At 70.8% G+C, this 3,571-nt stretch carries 3 protein-coding genes and 1 pseudogene; 1 reads left to right on the forward strand and 3 read right to left on the reverse strand.

Translation table 11 applies throughout. The features are described from left to right. Positions 1-284: 284 nt before the first annotated feature. The 3 genes from IPZ69_RS46555 to IPZ69_RS46565 all read right to left on the reverse strand — a co-directional run bounded on the left by IPZ69_RS46555 (position 285) and on the right by IPZ69_RS46565 (position 3,091). Positions 285-1,250, reverse strand: coding sequence for a DUF5926 family protein (locus IPZ69_RS46555; protein ID WP_235460985.1), 966 nt, complete (start codon positions 1,248-1,250; stop codon positions 285-287). 169 nt (positions 1,251-1,419) lie between these two features. Continuing rightward, complete coding sequence (locus IPZ69_RS46560) at positions 1,420-2,058, reverse strand: ATP-binding protein (RefSeq protein WP_235460986.1); 639 nt, start codon at positions 2,056-2,058, stop codon at positions 1,420-1,422. Positions 2,059-2,263: 205 nt separating this feature from the next. Next, positions 2,264-3,091, reverse strand: a complete 828-nt coding sequence (locus IPZ69_RS46565; protein ID WP_235460987.1) for a glycerophosphodiester phosphodiesterase — start codon at positions 3,089-3,091, stop codon at positions 2,264-2,266. Positions 3,092-3,378: 287 nt separating this feature from the next. Between IPZ69_RS46565 and IPZ69_RS46570 the strand changes: the two are divergent. Next, positions 3,379-3,571 (forward strand): annotated as a pseudogene (locus IPZ69_RS46570) (protease); the annotation flags it as partial.

The following is a 3,571-nucleotide window of genomic DNA, read 5'->3' on the forward strand; positions in this document are numbered from 1 at the left end:
TCGCTCGGGGAGCAACTCCGATATGCCCGGCGCGAGTTGACGGACCGCTCTGTTCCGTCCATCGGCCGCGGGCATGAAAAGACCCGGTTGCTGGCGACGGGGGATGCACCAGCAACCGGGCTACTGGAACGGTAACAAGAGATCGGCGGTTCGCAAATTCGATCTCGGCTATTCGGACACCGATTTGCCTGTCCTGACGGGGAGTTGTGACAGGAGTCACCTGTTCCGACCACCTGACAGCGGCTGACCGGTCGGTCAGCCGGAGCCCGCGCGAACGCCGAACGTCAGCTGAGCGTCACCTGCCGGTTGGTCAGGCCGCCGCGCGCCCGGCGCTCCTCCGCCGTCAGCGGCGCCTCCGAGGCCAGGGCGGTGGCGAGGCGCTCGGCGAACTCGGCGGCCGGCTTCTCGATGTCGTCCGCCGTCATGGCGCTCGGCAGGTCCCAGACCGGCACGGTGAGCCCGTGGGCGCGGAAGGACCCGACCAGCCGGGTGCCCTCGCCGAGGTTGGAGCGGCCCGCCGCGTGCAGCCGGGCAAGAGCGTCCAGAAGCCGCTCCTCCGGGTGCGGCATGACCCAGCGAAGGTGGTTCTTCTCCGGCGTCTGGCACCAGTAGGCGGCGTCCACGCCGGCCAGCTTCGCGGTCGGGATGGCCGCGGCGTTCGCCCGCTCCAGGGAGGCGGCGACCTCCGGCGTGGCGTTCTCCGCGTCCGGGACCCAGAACTCGAAGCCACTGTGGACAACTGGCTCGAACGCGCCTTCGGGGTCGAGCAGGTCCTGCAGCCGCGGACCGTCGGGCGGGGTGCGGCGGCCCTCGACGGGCGTGCCGGGCTCGACGGTGAGGGCGCGCTGGAGGGTGTCGGCGAGGTCGCGGCTGATGTCGCCGGACGACGTGTCGTTCTGCAGGCCCAGCAGGACCGAGCCGTCGTCGCGGCGCAGGGCGGGCCAGGCCATCGGCAGCACCGTGGCGAGCGTGACCGACGGGACGCCCTCGGGCAGGCCGTCCTTCAGGGCCAGCTCGACCGTGGCGGCGGGCACCAACTCGCGCAGCGCCACCCAGTCGCACTCACCCGCCAGACCCTCGAACGGACGGTGCACCAGCTCGGTCGCGGCGTGCGCGGCGGCCCGGCCGTGGCACGCCTTGTAGCGGCGGCCGCTGCCGCAGGGGCAGGGCTCCCGGGCGCCGACGACCGGGACCTCTCCGTCCGTGATCTGCGGGCGGGTGCCCTTCGTCTGAGGTCGCTTCTTGGCCATCGTGGGTGCTCCCGGTTACGGCTCGTCTCGTACGGGCGGGAGCCTAGCCGTTCGCGCCATGGGGGACGTGGACCTGGGGACAACGGGGACACGGGTCGGCGCGTGCCCGTGGACGAGAGCGGCTGGAACCCGCGGAGCGCGCCGGAGGCGCCGTCCCGCCGCGCCCCGCTCAGTCCAGGTCGTCGAACGCGTCCGCGAAGTCCAGGCCGGGCAGCGCGGACACCACCGGCGCTGTGACGCGCGTAGCGAAATCGCCGTGGCGGTGCCGGGCCTCCCGATCACGCACGTCCTCGTGGACCACGACCCACACCGTGACCTCGCCGCGGATGTCGTCCCGTACGCCCCAGTCGTCGGCCAGTGCCGTGATGATGTTCAGCCCGCGGCCGCCGTGTGCGGTGACCGACGGGGTCGCCGGAGCCGGGCGGGTCGGGCCGCCGCCGTCCGTGACCTCGACAATCAGCCGGCCTCGCGCGTCCACCCGCCATGCGGCCCGGACGTCGCCGTCCCCGGCCGGTGCGTCCCCCAGTGGACGGCCGTGTTTGCACGCATTGCTCAATAGTTCGGAAAGGATCAGTACGGCATCGTCGATGACCGATTCCGGTACGCCACCGATGCGCAGCTGATCGCGCATGCGATGTCTTGCCTCCCCCACGCCCGCAGGGCCATGGGGTACGGCCATGCTCGACGACGTGGGCACCTCCTGTGCCACCACCAACGCCACCCCCGAGACCTCCTTTGCCCCACGCCACGGTGTGGATGCCCCATTGGCCTGTACCGGAAACCGGCCAATGCAGGTCCGGTGACGCATTCGCAACGATCGAATACGGAACGAACGCGCCGGAGCACTCCCTGTAATGGGTCTGGCTGTCGTCGTAAGCGGTCTGGCTGTCGCCGTGGTCGTCTGGCTGGATTTCGTTGGTGTGGCCGAGACGGAGAATGCTGCAGTCGGACGCCGGGGGTCAAGAGCCGTACAACCGGTCCTTACGGGGCTCTTTACATTCCGGCGTGCCGTGTCAGCGGCCGAGCTGGCGCAGCACCGCGCGCGGGCGGTTGGTGATGATGGCGTCGATGCCCAACTCGACGCAGAGGTCGACGTCCTCGGGCTCGTTCACGGTCCACACGTGCACTTGATGACCGGCCCGCTTCAGCCGCTCGATGTACGCCGGATGGTTGCGCACGATCCGGATGGAGGGGCCGGCGATCCGGACCCCCGCGGGCAGCCGCCCATCGCGCAGCCGGGGTGAGACGAACTGCATCAGATAGACCGTCGGCAGCGTCGGCGAGGCCGCCCGCACCCGGTGCAGGGAGCGCGCCGAGAAGCTCATGACCCGTACCGGCGACTCGTCGGCGGAGGCCGGCGCGTCCAGCCCGAACCGCTTCAGGAGCAGCAGCAGCCGCTCCTCGACCTGTCCCGCCCAGCGTGTGGGGTGCTTGGTTTCGATGGCCAGTTCCACCCGGCGCCCGGCGTCCGCGATCAGCTCCATCAGTCGCTCCAGGGTGAGCACGGAGGTGTCCCCGTGGTCCTCCGGGCGGTGCAGCCAGTCGGGCTCCTCGTCCCGGCCGCGCCAGGTCTCGCGCCGCTTCCAGGCGCTGAAGTCCAGGGCGGTGAGTTCGGCGAGCTCCAGGGCCGAGACCGCCCCGCGGCCGTTGGACGTACGGTTGACCCGTCGGTCGTGGACACAGACGAGATGTCCGTCCGCGGTCAGCCGTACGTCGCACTCAAGGGCGTCGGCCCCGTCCTCGATCGCCTTGCGGTACGCGGCGAGGGTGTGTTCGGGGGCGTCCTCGGAGGCCCCCCGGTGGGCGACGACCTGAATGCCGTGCTGTCGTGCGTGGGTCACCGCGTCATGGTGCCACCACTGGGGGGTACGCGTGGCGGCACGGGCGCGTACGTGCGGCGAACGGCGGCACGGGTGGCCGTCTGCGATGGCCGGTTTGTCGGATAGGCCCTATATAAAGAGTGGCGTCAGACCCACAGCAACGGCTTATGGTGCTCTGACGGCCCGTGGGAAAAGCTGACGTCAGACAAAAGCACATGCACAGCTGAATCGCGCCGGACCGTGAGCAGCTGAATGAGCGCGACCGAGTGCGACCGAGAAGAACAGCCGTGGATCGAGGAGAAGAAGCTGTGAGCACCGAGAACGAGGGCACCACGGTTCCCCCGGCCCCGTCCGCACCCTCCGTGCCGGTGGCATCTCCCGCTGCTTCCTCGCAGGCAGCCGCGCACGACGGGGACATGCCGACCGCACCGATCCCACCGGTGCCGACGGGCGCCCCCGGCGCGCCGGAGCAGGGAACGGCGCCCGCCGGATACGCGCACG

The organism is Streptomyces olivochromogenes (assembly GCF_021538895.1).
In the GTDB taxonomy this organism is placed as follows: domain Bacteria; phylum Actinomycetota; class Actinomycetes; order Streptomycetales; family Streptomycetaceae; genus Streptomyces; species Streptomyces olivochromogenes_A.